Origin of the sequence: Pseudomonas sp. IT-347P, assembly GCF_949768005.1 — a bacterium.
GTDB lineage: Bacteria > Pseudomonadota > Gammaproteobacteria > Pseudomonadales > Pseudomonadaceae > Aquipseudomonas.
In genome coordinates this window covers 250,414-274,483 of sequence record NZ_CATKPQ010000011.1, presented here as the reverse complement: position 1 = coordinate 274,483, position 24,070 = coordinate 250,414, and the positions used below count along the sequence as shown (strand labels likewise).

The 24,070-nt window shown below is 58.4% G+C and carries 27 protein-coding genes and 4 tRNA genes; 12 read left to right on the top strand and 19 right to left on the bottom strand.

The genetic code is table 11. The features are described from left to right. Positions 1-53 precede the first annotated feature (53 nt). The 6 genes from clpP to ACM6IV_RS05220 all read right to left on the bottom strand — a co-directional run bounded on the left by clpP (position 54) and on the right by ACM6IV_RS05220 (position 2,976). Positions 54-689, bottom strand: coding sequence for an ATP-dependent Clp endopeptidase proteolytic subunit ClpP (gene clpP / locus ACM6IV_RS05245; protein ID WP_007951559.1), 636 nt, complete (start codon positions 687-689; stop codon positions 54-56). Between the two features lie 93 nt (positions 690-782). Next, positions 783-2,093: a trigger factor gene (gene tig / locus ACM6IV_RS05240; RefSeq protein ID WP_414869017.1), complete on the bottom strand. Its 1,311-nt coding sequence runs from the start codon at positions 2,091-2,093 to the stop codon at positions 783-785. Positions 2,094-2,495: 402 nt separating this feature from the next. Continuing rightward, positions 2,496-2,571, bottom strand: a tRNA-His gene (locus ACM6IV_RS05235). A gap of 77 nt (positions 2,572-2,648) precedes the next feature. Then, positions 2,649-2,733, bottom strand: a tRNA-Leu gene (locus ACM6IV_RS05230). 58 nt (positions 2,734-2,791) lie between these two features. After that, a tRNA-His gene (locus tag ACM6IV_RS05225) sits at positions 2,792-2,867 on the bottom strand. Between the two features lie 32 nt (positions 2,868-2,899). Then, a tRNA-Arg gene (locus ACM6IV_RS05220) sits at positions 2,900-2,976 on the bottom strand. 275 nt (positions 2,977-3,251) lie between these two features. Between ACM6IV_RS05220 and folD the strand changes: the two genes are divergently transcribed. Beyond that, positions 3,252-4,106 (top strand): bifunctional methylenetetrahydrofolate dehydrogenase/methenyltetrahydrofolate cyclohydrolase FolD, encoded by an 855-nt coding sequence (gene folD, locus ACM6IV_RS05215; RefSeq protein ID WP_414869016.1) that lies wholly within the window; start codon positions 3,252-3,254, stop codon positions 4,104-4,106. A 230-nt stretch (positions 4,107-4,336) separates the two neighbouring features. Beyond that, a complete protein-coding gene (gene pbpG, locus ACM6IV_RS05210; protein ID WP_414869015.1) occupies positions 4,337-5,275 on the top strand; it encodes a D-alanyl-D-alanine endopeptidase in 939 nt (312 codons plus the stop codon). A 52-nt stretch (positions 5,276-5,327) separates the two neighbouring features. Here the strand turns inward: pbpG and ACM6IV_RS05205 are convergent, their stop codons facing one another. The 3 genes from ACM6IV_RS05205 to ACM6IV_RS05195 all read right to left on the bottom strand — a co-directional run bounded on the left by ACM6IV_RS05205 (position 5,328) and on the right by ACM6IV_RS05195 (position 6,515). Then, positions 5,328-5,534: a hypothetical protein gene (locus ACM6IV_RS05205; RefSeq protein WP_414869014.1), complete on the bottom strand. Its 207-nt coding sequence runs from the start codon at positions 5,532-5,534 to the stop codon at positions 5,328-5,330. Between the two features lie 12 nt (positions 5,535-5,546). After that, positions 5,547-5,753: a DUF6021 family protein gene (locus ACM6IV_RS05200; RefSeq protein ID WP_414869013.1), complete on the bottom strand. Its 207-nt coding sequence runs from the start codon at positions 5,751-5,753 to the stop codon at positions 5,547-5,549. 90 nt (positions 5,754-5,843) lie between these two features. After that, entirely contained in the window at positions 5,844-6,515 is a 672-nt protein-coding gene (locus ACM6IV_RS05195; protein WP_414869012.1) for a peptidase C39 family protein, read from the bottom strand. A gap of 235 nt (positions 6,516-6,750) precedes the next feature. Between ACM6IV_RS05195 and ACM6IV_RS05190 the strand changes: the two genes are divergently transcribed. Continuing rightward, positions 6,751-6,921 carry a hypothetical protein gene (locus ACM6IV_RS05190; RefSeq protein ID WP_414869011.1) on the top strand — a complete coding sequence of 57 codons (171 nt, stop codon included), beginning with the start codon at positions 6,751-6,753 and terminating at the stop codon, positions 6,919-6,921. A gap of 254 nt (positions 6,922-7,175) precedes the next feature. On the opposite strand, the gene ACM6IV_RS05185 is transcribed toward ACM6IV_RS05190, so the two are convergent. Together ACM6IV_RS05185 and ACM6IV_RS05180 are read right to left on the bottom strand one after the other, a co-directional pair. After that, positions 7,176-7,925 (bottom strand): TerC family protein, encoded by a 750-nt coding sequence (locus ACM6IV_RS05185; RefSeq protein WP_414869010.1) that lies wholly within the window; start codon positions 7,923-7,925, stop codon positions 7,176-7,178. A gap of 29 nt (positions 7,926-7,954) precedes the next feature. Next, positions 7,955-8,197, bottom strand: a complete 243-nt coding sequence (locus ACM6IV_RS05180; protein ID WP_007965379.1) for a hypothetical protein — start codon at positions 8,195-8,197, stop codon at positions 7,955-7,957. A 141-nt stretch (positions 8,198-8,338) separates the two neighbouring features. Here ACM6IV_RS05180 and nhaR point away from each other — a divergent pair, with 141 nt between their 5' ends. Further along, positions 8,339-9,238, top strand: coding sequence for a transcriptional activator NhaR (nhaR, locus tag ACM6IV_RS05175; RefSeq protein WP_414869009.1), 900 nt, complete (start codon positions 8,339-8,341; stop codon positions 9,236-9,238). On the opposite strand, the gene ACM6IV_RS05170 is transcribed toward nhaR, so the two are convergent. After that, positions 9,233-10,396, bottom strand: coding sequence for an MFS transporter (locus ACM6IV_RS05170; RefSeq protein ID WP_414869008.1), 1,164 nt, complete (start codon positions 10,394-10,396; stop codon positions 9,233-9,235). The two genes, nhaR and ACM6IV_RS05170, sit on opposite strands and share 6 nt — an antisense overlap. Positions 10,397-10,732: 336 nt before the next feature. On the opposite strand from ACM6IV_RS05170, the gene sstT reads away from it, so the two are divergent. Next, a complete protein-coding gene (gene sstT, locus ACM6IV_RS05165) occupies positions 10,733-11,965 on the top strand; it encodes a serine/threonine transporter SstT (RefSeq protein WP_414869007.1) in 1,233 nt (410 codons plus the stop codon). Positions 11,966-12,207: 242 nt separating this feature from the next. Here the strand turns inward: sstT and ACM6IV_RS05160 are convergent, their stop codons facing one another. Then, on the bottom strand, positions 12,208-12,717 hold the full coding sequence (locus tag ACM6IV_RS05160; RefSeq protein ID WP_414869006.1) for a DUF1993 domain-containing protein: 510 nt from the start codon (positions 12,715-12,717) through the stop codon (positions 12,208-12,210). Between the two features lie 125 nt (positions 12,718-12,842). On the opposite strand from ACM6IV_RS05160, the gene ACM6IV_RS05155 reads away from it, so the two are divergent. After that, on the top strand, positions 12,843-13,490 hold the full coding sequence (locus ACM6IV_RS05155) for a YceH family protein (RefSeq protein WP_414869005.1): 648 nt from the start codon (positions 12,843-12,845) through the stop codon (positions 13,488-13,490). Between the two features lie 135 nt (positions 13,491-13,625). On the opposite strand, the gene ACM6IV_RS05150 is transcribed toward ACM6IV_RS05155, so the two are convergent. Both ACM6IV_RS05150 and ACM6IV_RS05145 read right to left on the bottom strand, forming a co-directional pair. Next, positions 13,626-14,144, bottom strand: a complete 519-nt coding sequence (locus tag ACM6IV_RS05150; protein ID WP_414869004.1) for a cupin domain-containing protein — start codon at positions 14,142-14,144, stop codon at positions 13,626-13,628. Positions 14,145-14,331: 187 nt separating this feature from the next. Further along, positions 14,332-15,150, bottom strand: a complete 819-nt coding sequence (locus ACM6IV_RS05145) for a shikimate 5-dehydrogenase (protein ID WP_414869003.1) — start codon at positions 15,148-15,150, stop codon at positions 14,332-14,334. Between the two features lie 256 nt (positions 15,151-15,406). Here ACM6IV_RS05145 and ACM6IV_RS05140 point away from each other — a divergent pair, with 256 nt between their 5' ends. From ACM6IV_RS05140 to ACM6IV_RS05130, 3 genes are all read left to right on the top strand, one after another. Beyond that, positions 15,407-15,757: a hypothetical protein gene (locus ACM6IV_RS05140; RefSeq protein WP_414869002.1), complete on the top strand. Its 351-nt coding sequence runs from the start codon at positions 15,407-15,409 to the stop codon at positions 15,755-15,757. 230 nt (positions 15,758-15,987) lie between these two features. Further along, the gene (locus ACM6IV_RS05135; RefSeq protein ID WP_016984641.1) at positions 15,988-16,182 is read left to right on the top strand and encodes a hypothetical protein; all 195 of its coding nucleotides are present in this window, start codon (positions 15,988-15,990) and stop codon (positions 16,180-16,182) included. A gap of 103 nt (positions 16,183-16,285) precedes the next feature. Then, entirely contained in the window at positions 16,286-16,468 is a 183-nt protein-coding gene (locus tag ACM6IV_RS05130; protein ID WP_123450964.1) for a hypothetical protein, read from the top strand. On the opposite strand, the gene ACM6IV_RS05125 is transcribed toward ACM6IV_RS05130, so the two are convergent. Further along, positions 16,465-17,526 (bottom strand): AI-2E family transporter, encoded by a 1,062-nt coding sequence (locus ACM6IV_RS05125; protein ID WP_414869001.1) that lies wholly within the window; start codon positions 17,524-17,526, stop codon positions 16,465-16,467. The genes ACM6IV_RS05130 and ACM6IV_RS05125 overlap by 4 nt on opposite strands. 227 nt (positions 17,527-17,753) lie before the next feature. Between ACM6IV_RS05125 and yegQ the strand changes: the two genes are divergently transcribed. Then, positions 17,754-19,085: a tRNA 5-hydroxyuridine modification protein YegQ gene (gene yegQ / locus ACM6IV_RS05120; RefSeq protein WP_414869000.1), complete on the top strand. Its 1,332-nt coding sequence runs from the start codon at positions 17,754-17,756 to the stop codon at positions 19,083-19,085. 235 nt (positions 19,086-19,320) lie between these two features. On the opposite strand, the gene ACM6IV_RS05115 is transcribed toward yegQ, so the two are convergent. Beyond that, complete coding sequence (locus ACM6IV_RS05115; RefSeq protein WP_414868999.1) at positions 19,321-20,187, bottom strand: LysR family transcriptional regulator; 867 nt, start codon at positions 20,185-20,187, stop codon at positions 19,321-19,323. A 50-nt stretch (positions 20,188-20,237) separates the two neighbouring features. On the opposite strand from ACM6IV_RS05115, the gene ACM6IV_RS05110 reads away from it, so the two are divergent. Continuing rightward, the gene (locus tag ACM6IV_RS05110) at positions 20,238-21,185 is read left to right on the top strand and encodes a DMT family transporter (RefSeq protein ID WP_414868998.1); all 948 of its coding nucleotides are present in this window, start codon (positions 20,238-20,240) and stop codon (positions 21,183-21,185) included. Between the two features lie 137 nt (positions 21,186-21,322). Here the strand turns inward: ACM6IV_RS05110 and ACM6IV_RS05105 are convergent, their stop codons facing one another. Together ACM6IV_RS05105 and ACM6IV_RS05100 are read right to left on the bottom strand one after the other, a co-directional pair. After that, complete coding sequence (locus ACM6IV_RS05105; RefSeq protein ID WP_414868997.1) at positions 21,323-21,553, bottom strand: hypothetical protein; 231 nt, start codon at positions 21,551-21,553, stop codon at positions 21,323-21,325. A 91-nt stretch (positions 21,554-21,644) separates the two neighbouring features. Then, the gene (locus ACM6IV_RS05100) at positions 21,645-22,358 is read right to left on the bottom strand and encodes a FadR/GntR family transcriptional regulator (RefSeq protein ID WP_414868996.1); all 714 of its coding nucleotides are present in this window, start codon (positions 22,356-22,358) and stop codon (positions 21,645-21,647) included. A gap of 347 nt (positions 22,359-22,705) precedes the next feature. Here ACM6IV_RS05100 and ACM6IV_RS05095 point away from each other — a divergent pair, with 347 nt between their 5' ends. Next, positions 22,706-24,052 (top strand): MFS transporter, encoded by a 1,347-nt coding sequence (locus ACM6IV_RS05095; protein ID WP_414868995.1) that lies wholly within the window; start codon positions 22,706-22,708, stop codon positions 24,050-24,052. Positions 24,053-24,070 lie beyond the last annotated feature (18 nt).

The window sequence follows — 24,070 nt, the reverse complement described above, 5'->3', positions numbered from 1 at the left end:
CAAGCCCGCCGCTGATCAGACCAGCCGACCAAGCCTATTTTGAGCTGCTTATTTTAAGCTGGGCGCTGGTTGATCACTTCGTCGATCAGGCCATATTCCTTCGCAGCTTCTGCACTCATGAAGTTGTCGCGATTGGTGTCGCGCTCGATTTCTTCCAGAGTACGCCCGCTGTGCTTGGCCATCAGCGTGTTCAGACGCTCGCGAATGAATAGGATTTCCTTGGCGTGGATTTCGATGTCCGACGCCTGGCCCTGGAAACCGCCCAGTGGCTGGTGAATCATCACGCGCGAGTTCGGCAGGCAGAAACGCTTGCCCGGTGCACCTGCGGTCAGCAGGAACGCGCCCATGCTGCAGGCCTGACCGATGCAGGTGGTCGACACGTTCGGCTTGATGAACTGCATGGTGTCGTAGATCGACATGCCCGCTGTTACCGAACCGCCCGGGGAGTTGATGTAAAGATGGATGTCCTTGTCCGGGTTTTCCGCTTCAAGGAACAGCAGTTGCGCGCAGATCAGGTTGGCCATGTAGTCCTCTACCGGACCAACCAGAAAGATCACTCGCTCCTTGAGCAGGCGCGAGTAGATGTCATAGGCGCGTTCGCCACGAGCAGATTGCTCGACAACCATCGGGACCAGGCCGCCGGCGGCCTGGATATCAGAGTTCTGCTGAATATAAGAATTACGGAACATGCTCTGCAGTCGCTCCCAAATAGTTATGTCTTGAATACGCATAAGCCAGCTCGAGAGCTGGCTTATGGTGTGTACTTCTTAGCGCTAAATCAATCAGTCGGCTGCTGGAGCTTCTACCGGCTTGACTGCTTCTTCGTAAGAGACCGCTTTATCGGTCACACTAGCTTTCTGCAGAACAGTATCCACAACTTGTTCTTCCAGCACAACCGAACGCACTTCGTTCAGTTGCTGCTCGTTCTTGTAGTACCACGACACGACCTGCTCAGGCTCCTGGTAAGCGGAAGCCATTTCCTGAATCATTTCGCGAACGCGAGCTTCGTCAGGCTTCAGGTCGAACTGCTTGACCACTTCAGCAACGATCAGACCCAGCACGACGCGGCGCTTGGCTTGCTCTTCGAACAGCTCGGCCGGCAGTTGGTCAGGCTTGATGTTGCCGCCGAACTGCTGAACAGCCTGCACGCGCAGACGGTCAACTTCGCTGGACAGCAGCGCCTTAGGCACTTCGATCGGGTTGGTGGCCAGCAGACCGTCCATAACCTGATTTTTGACCTTGGATTTGATCGCCTGACGCAGTTCACGCTCCATGTTCTTGCGAACTTCGGTGCGGAAACCGTCGATGCCGCTTTCCTTGATGCCGAATTGAGCGAAGAACTCTTCGTTCAGCTCAGGCAGCTTAGGCTCGGAGACAGTATTGACAGTCACGGTGAACTCGGCAGTTTTGCCAGCCAGGTCCAGGTTCTGATAGTCCTCCGGGAAGGTCAGGTTCAGAACGCGCTCTTCGCCCGCCTTAGCACCAACCAGACCTTCTTCGAAGCCCGGAATCATGCGACCGGAACCCAGCACCAGCTGAGTGCCCTTGGCGGAGCCGCCAGCAAACACTTCGCCGTCAACCTTGCCAACGAAGTCGATGTTCAGTTGGTCTTCGTTCTGGGCAGCGCGATCGGCCACTTCAAAACGGGTGTTCTGCTTGCGCAGGATGTCGAGCATTTTGTCCAGGTCAGCGTCAGCCACGTCAGCGCTCAGGCGCTCAACAGTGATGCCTTCGAAACCGGCAACGGTGAACTCAGGGAACACTTCGAATACAGCAACGTATTCCAGGTCTTTGCCCGCTTCGAGCGACTTCGGCTCGATCGATGGCGAACCTGCCGGATTCAGTTTCTGCTCAACTACGGCTTCGTAGAAGGAGGACTGGATCACGTCGCCTACCGCTTCCTGGCGAGCGTCAGCACCGAAACGGCGCTTGATTTCGCTCATTGGCACTTTGCCTGGACGGAAGCCAGCAATCTTGGCCTTTTGGGCAGTCTGCTGCAGACGCTTGTTGACCTGAGTCTCGATGCGCTCAGCCGGCACGGTGACGCTCATGCGGCGCTCGAGAGCAGTGGTATTTTCAACAGAAACTTGCATGGATATTCCTCGTTGCACAGACGTTAGCCGGCCGTTTCCGACCCCAGAATCAAGGGCATGCATTCTAGTGGGTCAAACTCAAGAAGTCACCCTACTGAAAACGGGTAAAAAAACAGCAGGCATTTTATCGGGACCGCTACACCAGTGCAGCGCGCCCCACAGGCGAATACAACCAATCACGCCAGGGCTCGGCGCCAACCGCTTCTATATATAGAAGAGACTGCCAATCACTCCCTGACGACCGATCCTGCAAGCAAGACCGGCAGACAGCGCAGCATCATCGAGCAACATAAATACGACGAAGCGCCCTGCCCCTGCGCCGTGAAACCGGCAATCGCCGGTTTTCAGAAGCGCTAAAACAAAAAAGGCGCCAGACTGTTAAATCTGGCGCCTTTCGAAATATGGGGTGGACGATGGGGATCGAACCCACGACAACGGGAGTCACAATCCCGTGCTCTACCAACTGAGCTACGCCCACCATATTGCGTAACAAAAAAGCCAAACAACTTCTTTGTTGAAACCTCACCAGCCCGAAGACATGAATGAAGCTTTAATTGGTGCGGATGAAGAGACTCGAACTCTTACGCCTCGCGGCGCTGGAACCTAAATCCAGTGTGTCTACCAATTCCACCACATCCGCGGATGAAGCTTTTTAAAGCAAAGGCGCCAGACTATTACATCTGGCGCCTTTCGAAATATGGGGTGGACGATGGGGATCGAACCCACGACAACGGGAGTCACAATCCCGTGCTCTACCAACTGAGCTACGCCCACCATATCGCGTTACTTGTGCCAAAGCTGCCTAATGGCGCACCCGGCAGGACTCGAACCTGCGACCATCCGCTTAGAAGGCGGATGCTCTATCCAGCTGAGCTACGGGCGCCTTATTAATCTGTACTCTTAAAGGACTACAAACTAAGTGCTTTCCAGTGTTGCAGAACCTTGATTCCGCTTCACCTTCTTAACCAGTGCTAGGCTGTGCCCGACAAGTGCGACGAATAGTATAGAGCGCTCTGAAGGTCGTCAAATCCTTTTTGAAAAAAATTCATTTAATTAAAGGAGTTAGAGGAATTTGCTGACCAAGCGCCTTTGCCCTCACCGCTCGACATGCGAGAATGCGTTCTCTTTTTTTCCCCTCTCGATGGTTAATCACGCGCAATGACTGCACAACTAATCGACGGCAAATCGATCGCCGCCAGCCTGCGCCAGCAGATCGCCCAACGAGTTGCCGAGCGTCGCCAGCAAGGCCTGCGCACTCCCGGCCTCGCGGTGATCCTGGTCGGCAGCGATCCTGCCTCTCAGGTTTATGTCTCGCACAAGCGTAAAGACTGTGAAGAGGTTGGCTTCCTCTCTCAAGCCTACGACCTGCCCTCCGAAACCACGCAAGACGCATTGACCGATCTGATCGATCGCCTCAACGAAGACCCTGCGATCGACGGCATCCTGCTTCAGTTACCGCTGCCCGAGCATCTGGATGCCTCTAAACTGCTGGAGCGTATCCGCCCGGACAAAGACGTCGACGGTTTCCATCCTTATAACGTCGGCCGCCTGGCCCAGCGCATTCCGCTGCTGCGTCCGTGCACACCCAAAGGCATCATGACGCTGCTGGAGAGCACTGGCGTTGATCTTTACGGCATGGACGCGGTGGTGGTCGGCGCGTCCAACATCGTCGGCCGTCCGATGGCCATGGAACTGCTGCTGGCCGGTTGCACCGTGACCGTGACCCACCGCTTCACCAAGGATCTGGCCGGCCACGTGGGCCGTGCCGATCTGGTAGTGGTGGCCGCCGGCAAGCCGGGCCTGGTCAAGGGCGAGTGGATCAAGGAAGGCGCGATCGTGATCGACGTCGGCATCAACCGTCAGGATGACGGCAAACTGGTCGGCGACGTTGTCTACGAAACCGCCCTGCCCCGCGCTGGCTGGATCACACCGGTGCCGGGCGGCGTAGGTCCGATGACCCGCGCCTGCCTGCTGGAAAACACCCTTTATGCGGCAGAAACCCTGCACGCTTGAGTCGTCGTTTTCAGCGCTGAAGAAACCCGCCTCGTGCGGGTTTTTTCATGCCTGAGAAAAAACTGTAACCGTTCGCCGGAAACCCCTCTTTTTACAGGCCTTTTCACGAGATTTTCAGGTCACTCAAACAACCATCGACAGATCTTCAGCCATACTCATATCATGCGACGCTTTGAAGAAATAACCCGTTACAAACTAACGGAATATCCAACCTTTATGAGTTCGCCCGCGTGAAAATTCGTCTCTCGATTCTGAGCCTGTTTTTTGCTTTTACAGGCACATTCATCACGCCAACGATCAACGCTGCGGAAACCACCGCTGCCCCTCGTGATGCTTCGACCCTGAAGATCGCGTCCGGCAGCGCCCTGCTCATGGATATGCAGACCAACAAAGTCATCTACTCCAGCAACCCTGACGTGATCGTACCGATCGCTTCCGTCAGTAAGTTGATGACCGGTTTGGTAGTGGTTGAAGCCCGGCAAAACATGGACGAATGGATCAATGTCGATATCAGCAACACGCCAGAAATGAAGGGCGTGTTCTCCCGAGTCAAACTCAAGAGTGAACTGCCGCGTCGCGAGATGCTGCTGATCGCCCTGATGTCCTCGGAAAACCGCGCAGCGGCCAGCCTCGCCCACCACTATCCGGGAGGCTACGTCGCTTTTATCGCGGCCATGAACGCCAAAGCCAAGGCGCTGGGCATGACCAGCACGCATTTCGTCGAGCCGACAGGCCTGTCGGAGCGTAACGTTTCCACCGCCCGCGACCTGAGCAAGCTGCTGGTGGCCGCGCATAAGTACCCGCTCCTCAGCGAACTCACCACCACCAAAGAAAAGACCGTGTCGTTCCGCAAACCCAATTACACCCTGGGTTTCCGCAACACCGATCACCTGGTCAACAAGGCCGACTGGGACATCAAGATCACCAAAACCGGCTTCACCAATCCTGCCGGTCATTGCCTGGTGCTGGTGACGAAAATGGGTAACCGCCCGGTCGCGCTGGTGATTCTCGACGCTTTTGGCAAATACACCCATTTTGCCGATGCCAGCCGCATCCGCAGCTGGGTGGAAACCGGCCGAAGCGCCAACGTTCCAGCCGTGGCTCAACAATACAAAGCCGTGAAAAATCTCAAGTCGCGCCAGAGCGGCGTGGTCGAAGCGTCCAAGTAACCCGCCGCACAAGAAAAAGCCCCGAATCTCGGGGCTTTTTTTCATCTGCGGATCAGTCATTGGGCAGCGGCATCTTGTCGTCATCGGGGATGCCATCGCCCGCGCTCGGATCCCGCGCAGGTTCCGGCGTCAACACGTTGGGCCGGGCCATCGGGTCGCGCAGCGGGCTATCCGGATCCAGCACCGGATCAATATCCGGTTCTGGGGTGGTTGGCACACTGTCCGGTTTTTGGTCATCGAAGCTCGAATCGGTACTCATACGCACCTCACTTCAAGGTTTCAGATCAGCCAAGGGATCATAGGGTTTGGCAGGCTTCTTCGGATCCTCGCCAGGCTCGACGTCGAGGGGCGCTTTGGCAGGGCCGACAGGATCGACTTGCGGATCATCGAGGTCGGGCGAATCCGGATCAAATCCCAGATCATCTCCCGACGCATGCTCGGACGAGTGCGGGCCCTTCGGTGCTTGGGAATCGGTCATGTCGCCTCCTGATTTCACCCGCGCAAAGCGGGGTCTATTGGTAGGAGGCTTGCCGGGCGCAGTCGTGCCCGGCAAATGACGAACGGCGACTCAGTGGGCTGCCAACGCCTTGCGCGCCTGCGCCGCTTCGTTTTCCTGACCGGCCTGAGCCAGCTCATCCGCCGCTTTGAGCCAGCGCTGACGGTCAACGGTCGCGGGGATCTGCGACGGCTTCTGAATGAGTACGGCCCAGCCGCCGGAGTTTTCCAGTGCCGACTCAAAGGCGCTGAAACTCATCAGCTCGCGACGGTTCATGCCGGCGCGCAGCAGCACTTTCTGCTTGTTGCGATCGTAGCCGGAAAGGATCGCGTAACGCGGCTCGGCCCAGAATGCCGAACCTTCGCTGAAACGCACCATCACCGGGTAACCCGCCGCCACTTGGGTGAGCAGCGCTGGCAAGTTGCTGTCCAGCGGGTAGACCACCATGCCGTACTCACGGGCAAGGTTTTGCAGGTTCTGCTGCAATTGGTCTTCGGCACCCGGCAGATGCAAGGGTTTCTCGAGCAGCCCCGGAGTGATCACGATGCCCTGCTGCGACAACAGGCTTGCCAGCACTTGCGGGCCGCTCTGATTGGCTTCGCCCCGATAGAACGTGCCACTGAGTTCGACCCGCTCCGGCAGACGCTTGACCTCAGGCGCAACGCTGCCTGCACAGCCGGCCAACACGGCCGCACAACCCGCCACAAACAGCGCCGCACGAATTCGAGAAAATACCTGCACCATCATCACTCTCTGTTCAGACGCCGGTCATCGTGTTCCGGCAACGCTTGCGATCATAGGGCCGCGCCAGGCTGCGGTATAGCCTTAAGCGGCAGACACACCGATTGCATAGAGCGAAGTGATTGGTCGCCACCGACCTTTGGTCAATAGTCTGAAACACCCCATTGTCTAGACTGTCACTGAATTAGAACGAATTGAAAAAGTGGGCGCCCGATGCAGGGCGAAGAGGGAGGCACTGATGAGCCTGATCATGACCATTGTGATGTTGATTGCCAGCTGGCTGGCCGTGGCCGCTGCCATGTTGTGGGGTGTGCTGCGAATTTCGCGGCGCCACCATCACCAACCGGTTCAGCCTGCTGCGGTTGAAAAAAACGAGAAACACCTCGCGCGCCATGCCACTGCGCATTGAGGCTTAACGCTAAAAGCAAAAGCCCCTCACCCTAGCCGTCTCCCCGAGGGAGAGGGCTAGGGTGAGGGGCTGTCGAGAAGTACGTCGACCTGAAATATCGAGCCGAACTCAGGTTTGAGAACCGCACCAATCGGCTCCCTCTCCCTCGGGAGAGGGCTGGGGTGAGGGGCTGGTTTTATCAGAGCATAGAAAATCTGCAATGAAAAAAAGGCCGCCTGAACTCAGTTCAAGCGGCCTGTTTGGCTTATTGGCAGTTACGCCTGCTCAGCCAGCTTTTTCTGCTTGGCTCTGCGAGACATCATGTTCAGCACTTCAATCCCGGCCGAGAACGCCATCGCCGCATACACATAACCTTTCGGTACATGGGCGCCGAAGCCTTCAGCGATCAAGGTCATGCCGATCATGATCAGGAAGCCCAGGGCCAGCATCACCACCGTCGGGTTGTCGTTGATGAATTTGGCCAGCGGATCAGCCGCCAACAACATCACCAGTACCGACACCACCACCGCGATAATCATGATCGGCAAGTGTTCAGTCATGCCGACCGCAGTAATGATGCTGTCGATCGAGAACACCATGTCGAGCATCAGGATCTGGCCGATAGCGGCGGCAAAACCCAGGGTCACCGTCGAGGTCGCCGACTTCGGATCTTCCGGTGCCGGGTCCATGCTGTGGTGGATCTCGGTCGTGGCCTTCCACACCAGGAACAGACCACCGGCAATCAGGATCATGTCCTTCCAGGAGAACGCCTGGCCAAGAATCTCGATCACAGGTTCAGTCAGTTGCACGATGAAGGCGATGGTGCTCAACAGCGCCAGACGCAGGATCAACGCCATGCCGATACCGATGCGGCGGGCTTTCTGCCGGTGCTGCTCGGGCAACTTGTTGGTCAGGATCGAGATAAAGATCAGGTTATCGATGCCGAGCACGATCTCCATTACCACCAGTGTGGCCAAAGCAACCCAGGCAGTGGGGCTGGCGGCGAGTTCTAACAGATATTCCATGGGTCAGTCCTGACTCTGTGTAAGACGGTTTAGATGGTCTTGGAGGAAGATTCGGATTTTTCCGCATCTTTTTCCGGTGTTTCTTTCTTCTCGATCAACCCGCCAGTGGCATCGCTGAGCGCCTGCTCGGCAGCTTTGTGGGTGTCGTCGATCGCCTGCTTGGCGCTTTCGGCGGCTTTGCCCATTAATTGCTGAGCGCTTTTCTCGGCCTGGTCGCAACCAGCCATTAGCAGTAAAGACGTAAACATCAATGCTGGGATCGTGTATTTCATGGGGCTTCCTTCGAATGAACAGACAGGGTCAAAGACCAGCCGTCGATGGCTGGGCATTCTAGGGAGACAAACACTTCAGGAAAATTCGTATTTTTAGCGGCTATACTTCGGTTTTTACGAATCCGGCAAAGAGGCGCGACGGTGCTTAATTACCGACAACTGCATTATTTCTGGGTGGTGGCGAAGACCGGCAGCATCGTGCGCGCCTGCGAACAGCTGAATCTGACACCACAGACCATCAGCGGGCAGATTTCTTTGCTCGAACAGACTTACGGCATCGAGTTATTCAAACGAGTGGGCCGACAACTGGAGCTGACCGAAGCCGGGCGCCAGGCCCTGCCCTACGCCGAGCAGATGTTTCAGCTCGGCGGCGAACTGGAACTGATGCTGCGTGCCCAACCCAACGAGCAGCAGATTCTGTTTCGTGTCGGCGTGGCGGACGTGGTGCCGAAATCCATTGTCTATCGCCTGATTGCGCCAACCATGGAGCTGAACGAACCGCTGCGCATCACCTGCCGCGAAGACAAACTCGAGCGCTTACTCGCCGATCTGGCCATTCAGCGCCTGGATCTGGTGATCTCCGACAGCCCGATGCCCTCGCACCTGGACATCAAGGGCTACAGCCAGAAACTTGGTGAATGCGGAATCAGTTTCTTTGCCACGCCTGAACTGGCAGGCAAATACGGTCAGGATTTCCCGCACAGCCTGCACGGCGCACCGCTGTTGATTCCCGGCGCAGAAACCGTCGTGCGCAGCCGCTTGCAGCGCTGGTTCGCCGAGCAGCAGATCCAGCCGCAAATCGTCGGCGAGTTTGATGACAGTGCGTTGATGCAAGCGTTCGGCCAATCCGGCAGCGGGATTTTTATCGGCCCGAGCGTGATTGCCGATGAAGTGCAGCGCCAGTACGGCGTTGAGCTGATTGGCCAGACCGACGCGGTGACCGAGTCGTTCTATGCCATTTCGGTGGAGCGCAAGGTCAAGCACCCCGGCATCGTTGCGATTACCGAAGGTGCCCGACGCGAGTTGTTTACCGCGTTATGAGGCCTCGGCGCACATTTCGCGCGGCTTGAGCGTCATCAGCACCATGGCGAGGAACACCGAGAGCAGAATGAATCCGGCGGCGGCAAAACCGAGAAAACCCAGACCCGCGCTGTCGATGACCCGGCCACCAACGATGGCGCCCAGGCCGATCCCGAGATTGGCCCCGGCGATGTTCAACGAGGCGGCAAAGGCCGGCGCTTCTGGCGCGGCTTTCATCAGGCGCACATGGCTGACCAGGAACAACGCGGCCTGGGTCACGCCCCAGATCCCCATCGCCACCGCCAGCCCCAGCGGCGAATGAATGTTCGGCACCAGCGAGACCATGCCGGCAATCATGAACGCACAGAACAACACCGACGCCCCCAGCGGATGGCGGTCCACCGCACGACCGCCCAAGGAGTTGCCGATCAGCCCGACCGCACCGAACGCCATCAGGCACCAACCGACCACGGTGCCGTTGAACCCAGCGAGGCGCTCAAGAATATCGGCCAGATAGGTGTAAGCGGTAAACATGCCACTGAACACCAGAATCGATAGCACGATGTGGCCGATCATCAATGGACTGCGCAGGATCTTGAATTGCGAACGGAAGCTCACCTGATGTTGGTGCAGGCTGGTTTTCGGCAAGTAAACGAAGAGCAGCAAGGCTTTGGCAAAGGCAATCACCGCCAAAATGCCGAAGGCACTGCGCCAGCCGAAGGCATCGGAAATCAGCGTACCGACCGGGATGCCGAACACCGTGGCGCAGACAATCCCGAAACCGATCTTGGCGATGGCGCGACCGGCGAAGTCCGGGCCGACGATGTCCACCGCCGTTTCACTGGCCAAGGCCCAGAACACAGGTAACCCCAAGGCCGGGATCAACCGGGCAACCGCCATCACCCAGATGTTCGGCGCCAGCGCCGCCACGGTATTGGCCAGACCAAACATGATCAGGATGCTGATAAACAGCTTGCGCCGCTCAAAGCGGGCGAAATACGCGGTCAGGAAAGGCCCGAACATCGCCACCGTGAAGGCGAACAAAGTCACCAGCAACCCGGCCTGCGGGATGGTGACTTCAAGGTCTCGGGCAATCGCCGGCAACAGGCCGACGATGACGAATTCCGTGGTCAGCACCGTGAAACCGGCAGCAGACAACAGAAGAATGGGCAACAGCATGCGCAACTCCAGCAAAACGACGACACCAGCGTTGACCCGAGGGCCCGCTGGCGGAATTTGAAAATAAGGATGGGCAATCTTAACAGAGTGTGTCCGGACTGACTTGCACAAACCTGTCTGTCTGGTCGAATGATCGGGTGGCAGATCGTCACATGCCTGAAGGATAAGGCCTACGCTGTGATAAAGTCCGCGCCCTGAAAAACGTACAGCCTGCTCAACGAGCGGTTTATTGACGTTGATGTCGCGTCAACACTTTCGGTGCGTGGCGGTGGTCTGCCCCTGTTTTGCCATCGCTTTACGCAACCTTGCACCCTATAAAAAATCAGAGATGCCGCTATGACCGCTTCATCCCCTTCTCTATTGCAACGCCTCAAGAACCTCAGTCTGGTCACGCAGATTCTCATCGGTCTGATCGCCGGTATCGCCCTGGCGCTGTTCGCCCCGGAAGCGGCGAAAGGCACGGCGTTCATCGGCAAAGTATTTGTATCGGCGCTGAAAGCCGTCGCACCGATTCTGGTGTTCGTGCTGGTGATGGCCTCGATTGCCAACCACAAGCACGGCCAGGAAACCCATATCCGCCCGATCCTGTTCCTCTATCTGCTGGGCACCTTTGCGGCGGCGGTCGTGGCCGTGGTCGCGAGCATGGCGTTCCCGTCGGGTCTGGTGCTGTCGACCGACAACGTCTCGGTGACGGCGCCGGGCGGTATCGGCGAAGTGCTGCAAAGCCTGCTGTTGAGCGTGGTCGACAACCCGGTCAGCGCGCTGATGAACGCCAACTTCATCGGCATTCTCGCGTGGGCGATCGGCATGGGCATCGCAATCCGCCACGCCGGCGACACCACCCGCGAAGTGCTGGGTGATCTGTCCAACGGCGTGACCTTGATCGTGCGCGTGGTGATTCGTTTTGCACCGCTGGGCATTTTCGGTCTGGTGGCATCGACACTGGCCACCTCCGGTTTCGGCGCGCTGATCGGTTACGCGCACCTGCTGGCCGTGCTGCTCGGCTGCATGCTGTTCGTCGCGCTGGTGATGAACCCGTTGATCGTGTTCTGGAAACTGCGTCGCAACCCGTACCCGCTGACGCTCAAGTGCCTGCGTGAAAGCGGCATCACTGCATTTTTCACCCGCAGTTCGGCGGCGAACATTCCGGTCAACCTTGAATTGAGCAAACGTCTGGGCCTGCATGAAGACACCTATTCGGTGTCGATCCCACTGGGCGCGACCATCAACATGGCCGGCGCGGCGATCACCATCACCGTGTTGACCCTGGCGGCGGTGCACACCTTGGGTATTGCCGTGGACATTCCGACGGCGATTCTGCTCAGCGTTGTCGCAGCCATTTGCGCCTGTGGCGCTTCGGGGGTGGCCGGTGGTTCGCTGCTGTTGATTCCGCTGGCGTGCAGCCTGTTTGGTATTCCGAGCGAGATCGCCATGCAGGTGGTGGCAGTCGGTTTCATTATTGGGGTGCTGCAGGATTCGGCAGAGACCGCGCTGAACTCGTCGACTGACGTGTTGTTTACCGCTGCGGCGTGCCTGGGTGAAGAAGAGAAAGCTCAGCGCACGGCGTAATCATCGCCGCAATGAAAAGGCCCGCCGAGGTGTGAATCCGGGCGGGCTTTTTTGTGGCGGAGATCTTTTCCCCCTCACCCCAGCCCTCTCCCCCAAGGGGGCGAGGGGGAAAGGGAGCCGATCGTTGTTGCCTACAAGTCTTGAGTTCGACTTGATATTTCACGTCGGTGCATCTCGAACAAACAACCCGATCAGTCCCCTCTCCCTCTGGGAGAGGGTTAGGGTGAGGGGCTTCTGGCAGTTTAGAACGCGCCCATGTAATCACGCTTGCCCACTTCAACGCCGTTGTGACGCAGCAGCGCATAAGTGGTGGTGACGTGGAAGAAGAACTGCGGCAGACCGTAAGTCAGCAGGTACGACTGACCGCTGAAGCGCTTTTCTTTCGGCGTGCCCGGACGGGTGACGATTTCGATGCCTTCCTTGCCATTGATCTGCTCTGGCTTGATCTCGCCGATAAAGGCCAGAACCTTGGCGATCAGGGCTTGCAGCTCGGCGAAAGTGGTTTCGGTATCCTCGTACTTCGGCACTTCAACTTCAGCCAGACGCGAGGAAACGCCTTTGGCGAAGTCGACAGCGATCTGCACCTGGCGGGTCAACGGGAACATGTCCGGGAACAGACGGGCCTGCAGGAACGCGTTCGGGTCGATGTTTTTCTCGGTGGCGTGGGCTTCAGCCTTCTTCAGCACATCGCTCAAAGCGTTGAGCATTTGTTGAAAAACCGGAACGGATGCGGCGTACAGGGAAATGGTCATGGCAGTCTCGTGTGGTGGCTGGGTGGAACAAGGAGGCGATTATAGCCATGCTTGATGACCACACGGCTTGCCTTTTGTTAGGCAAGGATTAGGCTAGGCGCCTTCGACTGCAGAGGGAACGCGCGATGACCACAGAGACAGAATCCAGCTTCGACGAACCACGGCTCAATGCCACGGAAATCCGCATCCTCGGTTCGTTGATCGAGAAACAGGCGACCAGCCCGGAAACCTACCCGCTGACCCTGAATGCGCTGGTGCTGGCCTGCAACCAGAAAACCAGCCGCGAACCGGTGATGAACCTGACTCAGGGTCAGGTTGGCCAGAGTTTGCGGGCGCTGGAAGGTCGCGGTTTCACCAGGCTGGTCATGGGCAGCCGGGCCGACCGCTGGGAGCACAAGGTCGACAAGGCACTGGAACTGGTGCCGGCGCAGGTGATTCTCAGCGGATTGATGTTTCTGCGCGGCCCGCAAACCGTCAATGAACTGCTGACCCGCAGTGGGCGCATGCATGAATTTGAAGATACCGAGCAGGTGGTGCATCAGCTTGAGCGTTTGATTGCGCGGGGGCTGGCGGTGTTGATTCCGCGTCAGGCCGGCCAGCGCGAAGATCGGTATACCCATGCGCTGGGGGATCCGGCGGATATCGAAGCGATCATGACGGCGCGGCAGAATCCGCAGGATCGCGGTGCCGGCAGTGGCGTTTCGGTTGAGCGTATCGAAGAGCTGGAAGCGCGGATTGCCGCGCTGGAAGAGCGCCTGGCCCGCCTCGAATAACCACCACAAATACATTGTGGGAGCGAGCTCGCTCGCGAATGCGGTGTGTCATTCAACGATGATGTAACTGACACGGCCTATTCGCGAGCAAGCTCGCTCCCACAGGGGTTATTCATCAGGTTTCAGAATCTGGGGTTATTCACCATCCCAGTAGTCAACACCATCTGCCTGCCGCGCCACTGCAACGAAGCCTGAGGCATTGCCCTCAGCATCCACCTGAAAATTATCCATCACCGCGTATTTGTTCGAATCCGGGTATTCGCATATTTCCGGCTGCTGTTGAGTACTCACGGCCAGATATCGCAATTCGCCCGAGCTGGTATTGATGATCTGATGCGCCTTGTCCGGTCCGCCCGGCGGGCAGGCGATCACATCGCCCTCGCGGATCGGGAAACGCTCGGCCCCCAGACGCACCTCGCCCTCCCCGGCGACCACGTAAAACATCTCTTCATTGACCCGATGGCTGTGAAACGGACTGCCGCGCATGCCCGGTGGCAAGGCGTACAGGCGATAACCGAGTTTTTGCGAACCCAGTTGCTGGCCGATTCGCGCCATGCGTTGCTGGTAGCGGCCGGCGGTTTCGCCTTGCGGGGCAAGGGCTTCGGGCAGGGGTTCGAGTTCGACCTGATGCAGGTTGAGGATGGGTGGGTGCATGGGGGCCTCGGACACGGGTTTTGTGGGGGGCAAGTCTGTGCTTGCTGGGGAGGCAGTATAGGCAATCGAAGTTTGAGACCGAGTCGCGGCCTTCGCGAGCAAGCTCGCTCCCACAGGGGAACGCATTCCAATGTGGGAGCGAGCTTGCTCGCGAAGAGGCCCGCCAGATCAACACAAAACCAAAGAATCAGCTCCGGGCAAACGCCACTGCCGCCGCAAACTGCTCTTCATTCGGGCGCACGCCGGTGTACAGGACAAACTGCTCCAGCGCCTGAATCGCAATCACCTCTAACCCGGTGATCACTTTTTTACCCTCGGCGCGGGCACGGACGATCAACGGCGTCTCCGACGGAATCGCGACCACATCAAATACCGTCTCAGCCGCAGCAATAACTTGAGGCTCGAACGCCAACTGCCCCGCCTCCGGCCCGCCGTCCATGCCCACCGGCGTTACATTGATCAGCATTTGCGGCCGCTCATCGCCCAATTCAGCCTGCCAGCGATAGCCCAGCGTATCCGCCAGTGCACGCCCGGCGCGCTCGTTGCGGGCGACGATCACACCGTTTTTGTAACCACCGTCACGCAGGGCGCTGGCCACCGCTTTGGCCATGCCGCCGCTGCCACGCAGGGCGAAGGTCGAGTCTTTGGGCACCGCATGGGTTTCCAGCAACTGCGCAACGGCGATGTAATCCGTGTTGTAAGCCTTGAGGTGGCCGTTGGTGTTGACGATGGTATTGATCGACTGAATCGCCGCCGCCGACGCATCCAGTTCATCGACCAGCGCAATACACGCTTCCTTGAATGGCATCGACACGCCGCAACCACGGATACCCAAGGCACGAATGCCGCTCACCGCGCCGGTCAGGTCTTTACTGCTGAATGCCTTGTAGTAGAAATTCAGGCCCAGTTGCTCATACAAATGGTTATGAAAACGCAGACCGAAATTGCCCGGGCGCCCCGACAGGGACATGCACAGTTGGGTGTCTTTGTTCGGGTTCATCTGCATGAAACTTCTCCTTCAAACGCACTTTCGGATAAACGGGATTAGCCAGCCCATCGGCTTCTGAACGATCATAAAGGCCTGATTTAAACGTGCTCCGGGGCCCTCACCCGCCCCGGTAAATAAACCGGTACAGACCTTACACAAAATTTACCCAGCGGCTGTGCTGATTTTCCGGATTTCGCTGTCTTAGAAGTATCCCCGCGACAACTGTGGACCTGGTGCAGGCCCCGGTGCCGGGTCGAAGAACCGAGGAATTATCATGATTCGTAAACTCTCTATCGTCGCCCTGCTGATCGGTGCCATTGCTGTCACAGGGCAAGCAGAAGCCCATGGCGGTGGCTGGCAAGGTCCGGCAGTGTTTGGCGCAATCGTCGGCTCGGCCATCATCGGTTCAGCGCTTATCAATCAGGATCGCCCGGTCTATGTGCAACAGGCGCCGGTGTATGCCCCGCCACCGGTTTACGTGCAACAACCACCGCCACCGGTCTACTACCAGCCTGCGCCGGTGTATGTGCAACAACCGGTCTACGTGCAACCGGCCCCGGTGTATTACGGCCCGCCGCGCGGCTACTACGGTCGTCCGCATTACTACGGCGGCCCACGCTGGTAACCGAAGCACAAAGCCCCGCTTTTACAGCGGGGCTTTTTTATGACCGTTGGTCGGCGAGCGTCTGAAAAAATCTCGCCAAGGTCGCTGTGGGAACAGTTTCACCGGCTAAAGTCGGCATGATTGAATCACCGTTATGTACATTTCCACAAAACGGTCATTTATTTGTCATGACGGAACCGCAATCTGAATCCGTCCGTTCACAACAGGTTGATAACAACAAGGACGACCGTATGCCAACACAAAACCCGCACCGCATCGTCGGCCTGTGCACCTCCAGCAAGGTGTACAGCGCCCTGACCGAGCTCAAGCACCTGGAAGGCCACCGCTGCGCCAAGTTTCTTTCGCTGCTGGCGGAAAACCTCGTGCACAAAGGGCTGCTCAATGAGCGCGAAGTCATGCACATGCTCGACCAAGTGGTTGATTGAGCCAGCCCCCCAACGGCGTCAATGTCCACTATTGAAAGCGTTGATTGTTCGTGGAAGCGGCGAATCTCTAAGGTAGCTCCATTGATAGATGGAGGTACTCGTCATGGCTCAGGTTCAAATCATGTCCGTTATCGGCAGCGCCGTTCCCGCCTCGCTCAGGGCTTCTGGCTTGCTCGCGTGCTGGTATCTGATGCGCGACGGCGAAGCGATCAGCGGCCCGCTGACTTCCCTGCCCGCGGCCCAGGCACTGTCGCAGAAGCTGGTCAGCGAACCGTTTCACGCTTAAGGCAGTTGCACTTTGGGCTTGGTCTCGGCGAACAGTGCCCAGCTCGACATGAACAACGCCGCGATCAGCGGCCCGATCACGAAGCCATTCAGGCCGAATACCGCGAGGCCGCCAAGGGTCGAGATCAGAATCATGTAGTCGGGCATTTTGGTGTCCTTGCCCACCAGAATCGGTCGCATGACGTTGTCCACCAAACCGATCACAAACACCCCGAACAAGCCCAGCACCACGCCTTGCCAGATCATCCCGCTGAGCAGGAAATACACCGCCACCGGCGCCCAGACAATCCCCGCGCCCACCGCTGGCAGCAACGACAAAAACCCCATCAAGACCGCCCACAGCAAGGCGCTTGGGATGTCGAGGAACCAGAAAATCGCCCCGCCCAGCGCACCCTGAGTCACCGCGACGACGAGATTGCCCTTCACCGTCGCGCGTACCACGCGGTTGAACTTCAACTGCAGGCGCCGCTTGTGACCTTCCTCCAGCGGCACGGCGGTGCGCACTTTGCGCGCGAGTTCGGCGCCATCACGCAGAAAGAAGAACAGCAGATACAACATGATGAAAAAACTCACCACAAACTCGAACGTGCCCTGGCCAAAACTGAACGCCTGACTGGCCAGCACCTGGCTGCCCTGCATCGCCGATTTGACAATCTTCTCGCGCAGGCCATTGAGTTCGCCCATGCCGAAACGGTCGAGCAATTGCTGAAAGTACAGCGGCAGGCTGTGCTTGAATTGCGCCAGATACGCGGCGATGTCCAGCTCGCCGCTTTCGATGTTCTTGTAGACCGCCGCGCCTTCCTGTACCAGCAGCACACTGAGGATGATCACCGGCAGAATCGCGATCACCAGGCAGATCGACAAGGTACACAGCGACGTCAGGTTGCGCTCCCAGCCGAATTTCGCTTGCAGCCGACGCTGCATGGGTGCGAACACAATACCGAGAATCACCGCCCAGAACACCGCGCCGTAGAACGGCAAGAGGATCCAGATAAACGCCACCGTGACCAGCAACAACAGCACGGTGAGGGATTTGAATTGAATGCTTTTTTCGTTCATGTCCGATCCATGTCAGTCAGGCGTCGTGCACGCCCCGATGCTTAGTCAACCGGGGTCTGCACGAGTGCCATCTTTATTCATGGAGCATAGTTGCGAATCGGCGTGAGCCGCTGATCCCGAGAGCAATCACCAACAACAAAAAACGCTGAGTGCAAAGCGTAGATCCAGATCAATAACCCCCGCCGGGATCCGCATTACCCTGCCGCGCTTTTACGACCGACTCCGCCATGACGCCTACCCTCGCCGCCCCCGAACTGCTCGCCCCCGCCGGCACCCTGAAAAACATGCGTTACGCCTTCGCTTACGGCGCCGATGCGGTCTATGCCGGCCAGCCGCGTTACAGCCTGCGGGTGCGCAACAACGAGTTCGATCACGCCAATCTGGCGCTGGGCATTCGTGAAGCGCAGGCGCAGGGCAAGCGTTTCTACGTGGTGGTCAACATCGCGCCGCACAATGCCAAGCTGAAGACCTTTCTCAAGGATCTCGCACCGGTGATCGAGATGGCTCCCGACGCGCTGATCATGTCCGATCCGGGACTGATCATGCTCGTGCGCCGACATTTCCCGCAGATGCCGATTCACCTGTCGGTGCAGGCCAACACGGTGAATTGGGCGAGCGTCGAGTTCTGGCAGCAGCAGGGCCTGAGCCGGATCATCCTGTCACGGGAATTGTCCCTGGAAGAAATCGGCGAAATCCGCGAACAGGTGCCGGGCATGGAGCTGGAAGTGTTCGTCCATGGCGCGTTGTGCATGGCCTATTCCGGACGCTGCCTGCTTTCCGGCTACATGAACAGACGCGACGCCAATCAGGGCACCTGCACCAACGCCTGTCGCTGGAAATATTCGGCGCAGCAAGCCACGGAAAATCATCTCGGCGAGATCGTTCAGACCTTCCAGCCCGAACCGACGCTGGGCCTTGGCGCCCCCACCGATCAGGTCTTCCTGCTGCAGGAAGCCAACCGCCCCGATGAATTGATGCCGGCGTTCGAGGACGAACACGGCACCTACATCATGAACGCCAAGGACCTGCGCGCGGTGCAGCACGTCGAGCGCCTGACACGCATGGGCGTGCATTCGCTGAAAATCGAGGGCCGGACCAAATCGCACTTCTATTGCGCCCGCACCACCCAGGTGTATCGCCGGGCGATTGATGACGCGGTGGCCGGTCGCGAGTTTGATCGCGACCTGATGACCGATCTGGAATCACTGGCGCAGCGTGGCTACACCGAAGGTTTTCTGCGCCGGCATGTGCATGACGAGTATCAGAATTATCAGCACGGCAGCTCGGTTTCGGAACGTCAGCAGTTTATTGGCGAATTGACTGGTGAGCGACGGGATCGGCTGGCCGAGGTCAAGGTGAAGAACCGCTTTGCCCTGGGCGATCATCTGGAGTTGATGACGCCCTCGGGCAACTTTCATTTTGACCTGCATGAGTTGCAGAGCCTCAAGGGTGAGGCCATCGACGTGGCGCCGGGGGATGGGCATACGGTGTATTTGCCGATTCCGGATGCGCTGGATTTGCGGTTCGGGTTGTTGATGCGGGATTTGCGTGATGCCTGAAAACGCCCTCACCCTAGCCCTCTCCCAGAGGGAGAGGGGACTGATTGGGGGATATTGGAGAAGTTCATCGACCTGAACGTGCCGCGCCGAATCCATAATCGGCTTTTTCTGATCAAGAACACTGGACTTGGTTGAATCTATATTCAACACGGTGGTTCAGGTCGGCGTATCACCCGAGACACCTCGGTCGGCCCCCTCTCCCTCCGGGAGAGGGCTGGGGTGAGGGTAGCTTCTCCTACTCAACAAACTCCTCCCGCAACATCGCCACAAATGCCTCCCGCGCCGGATGCACTCCGGCGTTTTCATGCCAGTAAAACAAGTTGTCGACCGCCGTCAGCTCAGCAAACTCATACCCCACACACCCGGCCCCTTTCGCGTACTGCTCAAACACCCCCTTGGGCACCAGCGCCACCCCCGCCCCGGCACTCACACACCCGACAATCGCCCCATAACTGGCGAGGCTGACAATCGACAGCGCCTGGCCCTGACGCAACAACCAATGCTCCAGCGCCGCTCGATAGGGACAGCCTTGCGGCCACATGAACACGGTTTTGTCCTGCAGATCGGCGATGCTGCGTACGGGCCCGAACGAGGTTGACGCGATCAGCAGCAATTCCTCGCGATACATCGGTGTGCGCTTGAGCTGCGAACGCTCGACATCCACCGCCACAATCGCGCCATCGAGACGATGACTGACCGTGTCGTCGAGCAACTGCGCCCAAGTGCCCGTGGTGAGTTCCAGCGCGACCTGCGGGTAGCGCTTGTGAAACTTCGCCAGCAGGCGTGGCAAACGCCCGGTCGCTGAAGATTCGATCGCACCGATGCGCAGCGGCCCGGAAGGTTCGGAGGAAGGATCGACCGCGCGTTTGGCCTCGGCCGTAAGCGCCAGAATCTTTTCCGCGTAGGCGAGAAACGTCTGCCCCGCCGGGCTGATGCGCAATCCGCGCCCCTCACGCAGAAACAGCGCAACGCCCAATTCCGCTTCCAGCGCCTTGATCCGCGCGGTGATGTTCGACGGCACGCAGAACAGCTTTTCCGCCGCCCGCGCGATGCTGCCAACCTCGGCGACGGTCTTGAACATCCGGATTTGTGCCAGCTCCATACTCATCACTCTGAGTGAACATTTTGCGCAGTATAAGTCAGTTGTGGCGAATGGTTGACCACCCGGATACTCGGCGCATCAACACCACCGAGCGCTTGATGATGCCGCACCCTTCCCCGTTGAAAATCCTGTTGGTGATGACTTTTGTCGTCGGTTGCTGGGCCTATTCGCCGACCGGTATTCACATCGGCCTGCAAGCCTATGCGCCCGGGCATCTGGCGTTGCTGCGGTTTCTGTTGGCGTCGGTGTTCATGGCGCTGATCGCCGCATTCAAGGGCATTCGCCTGCCGCCTCTGCGCGATGTGCCGCTGTTGTTTGCCTTGGGCTTCTTCGCCGTCAGTCTGCACCACGTCGCACTGAACATCGGCCAGCAAAGCGTCAGTGCCGGGGCTTCCAGTGTGTTGGCGCAATCGAGTCCGCTGTTCAGCACACTGCTGGCGCGGTTCGTGTTCAAGGATCAGGTCAGCCTCTGGCGCTGGAGTTGTGTGTTGCTCGGTTTTGTCGGCGTGGTGATTGTGGTCAGCGGCGATAAGGGTTTAGGCGATATCGATGCCCATGCACTGCTGATCTTGCTGGCGGCGGTTTCATGGAGCCTCTACTTCGCATTGCAAAAGCATCATGCCCGGCGTTACGACGGTTTCAGCCTGACGTGCTACGCGGTGTGGTCGGGGACCGTCATGCTGCTGGTTTATTTGCCGGGGCTGGGTCAAGCCGTGCTGAATGCGCCGTTGCGGGTGCAGTGGGCGGTGTTGGCATTGGGCGTGTTTCCCAGTGCGCTGGCCTATCTGGGGTGGGGCTTTGTGCTCAAGCATATGGATTTGAGTCGAGCGACGATGACGCTGTACCTGATACCGCCGACGGCGATGGGGATTGCCTCGGTGGGGTTGGCGGAGCGACCGACGTCGTTGGTGCTGGTGGGGTCGGTGGTGGTGTTGATCAGTGTGTTGGCGTTGAATCTGGAGCGGCGGATTGTTTTAGTCAGGACAGCCGGGATCTGATCTGAAATCTGTTTTGAAGCGTATGCCGTCTTCGCGAGCAGGCTCGCTCCCACAGGGAAATGCGTTCCAATGTGGGAGCGAGCCTGCTCGCGAAGGGGCCAGCACAGACAATGCATTAATTAAATGCCAATCAGCGATCAGCGCCGATCATCGGACAACGGCGTCGGCTCATCCGCCGGCGGTACATCATCATCCGCTGGCGGATCCTTCCAGTCCTCCGGCCGGTCGGCGTCGCTCAATGGATCGTGCCCCGGATCCATGCCCGGCGGTGCATCGTGATCCGCCAGTGTCGGCTCATCGGTACCGGGCAGCGGCCGGGTCGGGTCGGTGGGCAGCACGCCCCCCTGAAACAGCAAATCATTCGCCATGACACACCTCACAAGGAGGTCCGGAAAACCCGGGCCGTACAGCTTGGAATCAGCCCTGTTGGCGGCGTGCCATCGAACAGACCAACGGCCCTCAACCCCGCGCGGAAAAGCGGTCGCGACTGTTGGTCAGGTGCAGCCACATCGCCGCGCGCGCGGCATCCGCATCCTGACGTTTGATCGCATTCAAAATCGCCTCATGCTCCAGGTGGGCCAGTTGCCCGAGCTTGCTCAGGTCCGCTGCGCCACGTTCAGCAGCATTGAGCCGGTTACGCGGAATCATCGCGCTGCCCAAGTGCTGCATGATCTCGGTGAAACAGACGTTGCCGGTGGCCTCGGCGATCAGCAGATGAAAGCGCCGATCCGCCTCAACGCAGCTGTCGTTGTTATCCAGTAGACGCTGATAGTCATCCAGCGCCTGACGCATCTGCTGCAATTGCGGCTCTGTGCGCCGCTGCGCCGCCAGCGCCGCCGCCTGGGTTTCCAGACCCAGACGCAGTTCGAGAATGCTGCGTACGCCGAGTGCGGTATCGACATTCAAACGCAAGCCCTGCTCCGCAACACGCTCGATGACGAACGTGCCGATGCCGTGGCGCGTCTCCACCAGCCCGGAAGCCTGCAATTTGGAAAGCGCCTCGCGCACCACCGTACGGCTGACCCCGTGCTCCTGAACGATGGAGTTCTCCGACGGCAGTTTGTCGCCGGGCGACAGCTGGCCGAGCAGGATGCTCTGGGTGAGCTTTTCCACCAAGTCATGGGCGAGGTTGTGCGCACGTTTGCGAGCGGGGGCGTCGAGGTCTTCTTGCATGGGTCGGTTCCGATGATCGGGGCCTGCGAATCGTAGCATCGCGCGGGGCATGACGAGATTGATTTTAGCGCACCAACTTGTATGACAACACTTCAGCTAGCTGGGAAATTCGCTTGTGTCCCTTGGCACACGAATCCGTTACCCCATAGCAGCGCATCACGTTCGAATATCAACAAAACCCAATAAACACTGGGCAAACGTACCAAAAGGCATAAAAAACCAGCCTTCCAGAAAAAATTAATCGACCTTCCCCACTTGTAGGACAAAAAATAGCAGTTGTATGATGTCTATCAACAACGCAGCACCTGCCCTACCCCGCATAAAAATAATCAGTGGGAGAAAACCAAGTGAAAACCTCCATCTCCGGGATGAACGAGGGCGTCGACTCGACACTCGCGTCCGCCATCTCGAAAGTAAAACGCCACGTCCTGCCGCTCTTCGTGATCATGTTTATCGTCAATTACATTGACCGGGTGAACATCGGTTTTGTCCGCACCCACATGGAACACGACCTCGGCATCGGTGCAGCCGCCTACGGCTTCGGCGCCGGGCTGTTCTTCATCGGTTACGCGCTGTTCGAAGTCCCCTCCAACATGCTTTTGCAGAAAGTCGGCGCGCGCATCTGGCTGACCCGCATCATGCTCACCTGGGGCCTGGTGGCCGCCGGCATGGCGTTCATCCAGAACGAAACCCACTTCTATATCCTGCGTTTCCTGCTTGGCGTGGCCGAGGCCGGGTTCTTTCCCGGGGTGATCTACTACTTCACCCGTTGGCTGCCCGGTGCCGAACGCGGCAAGGCGATTGCGATCTTCCTCAGCGGCTCGGCCGTGGCCTCGTTGATCTCCGGGCCGTTGTCCGGTCTGCTCCTGCAAATCAACGGGCTGGGCATGCACGGCTGGCAGTGGATGTACTTCATTGAAGGAATGTTCTCGGTGTGCCTGTGCGTGTTCGTCTGGTTCTGGCTCGACGCCAAACCCCACGATGCGAAATGGCTGACTCGCGCCGAACAGGATGCACTGGTCAACGCCATCGACGCTGAACAGAAGGCCCGCGAAGCCGCGACACCGATCCGGCCATCCATGGGCAAACTGCTCAAGGACCGCCAGATCATCCTGTTCTGCCTGATTTATTTCTTCATCCAGCTAACCATCTACGCCGCGACCTTCTGGCTGCCGAGCATCATCAAAAAGATGGGCGAGATGAGCGACTTCCAGGTCGGCCTGTTCAACTCGATTCCATGGCTGCTGTCGATCATCGGCATGTACGCCTTCGCGTCGTTCTCGGCCAAGTGGAAACACCAGCAGGCGTGGGTCGCCACAGCCCTGTTGATCGCCGCAGCGGGGATGTTCATGTCCACCACTGGCGGGCCGATTTTCGCTTTCGTGGCAATCTGCTTTGCCGCGCTGGGCTTCAAATCCGCTTCGTCACTGTTCTGGCCGATCCCCCAGGCCTATCTGGATGCCCGTATTGCAGCGGCGGTGATCGCGCTGATCAACTCGGTCGGTAACCTTGGCGGCTTCGTCGCGCCGACCACGTTCGGCCTGCTCGAAGAACACACCGGCTCGATTCAGGGCGGTCTCTATGGCCTGGCCGCGACCTCGATCATCGCGGCGATCATTGTCTTCTTCGCACGCACCGCACCGAAACCTGCTGCTGAAATAGCTGTGGCCGATGCTGCGCCAAAGCACGCCTGAACATTGTCTTAAAAGGAT